A 617-nucleotide genomic window follows, 5' to 3' on the forward strand; every position below is an offset into this window, starting at 1 on the left:
TATCCATATGGTCAACGCGTTTGCCACTGAAAATGGCGTGAGCCTCGGACAACAAAAAGTTTACCAGAAGTCGAATGAGATCACCGCCATTCCAAAGCTCCTTGAACTGCTTGATATATCAGGCTGCTTAGTTACGATTGATGCGATGGGCTGTCAAAAGAAAATTGCACAAAAGATACTTGATAGTGACGCGGACTATCTTTTAGCAGTTAAAGGTAACCAAGGTCGTTTAGAGCAAGCGTTCGATAACTATTTTGACATGAGCATGTTTCAAAACCACGATGGTGACTCCTACAGCACGCAAGAGAAATCACGTGGTAGACAAGAAACTAGGCTTGCATTGACCAATAAAGATTTAAGTGTTTTAGGTGATATTGAGTTTGAATGGCCTGGTCTTAAAACCATGGGTATTGTGGTTTCAATAAGGCAAGAAGAGGAAGTATCGAAAGAGTCAGAATTAGTGGTGAAATACTACATCAGCTCGAAGGATTTAAATGCTAAAGAATTGTTAAATGCAACGCGTTCACATTGGTTGGTGGAGTCGATGCATTGGAGCTTGGATACCACATTTGGTGAAGACTCGAGTCGTAAGCGCGCGGAAGAAAGTGCAGAGAATT

At 41.8% G+C, this 617-nt stretch carries 1 protein-coding gene; it reads left to right on the forward strand.

The genetic code is table 11. The features are described from left to right. Positions 1-617 (forward strand): ISAs1 family transposase (locus R8N49_RS28440; RefSeq protein WP_318190609.1); only part of this gene is annotated, 617 nt, incomplete at both ends.

The organism is Vibrio sp. 1978 (genome assembly GCF_033344345.1).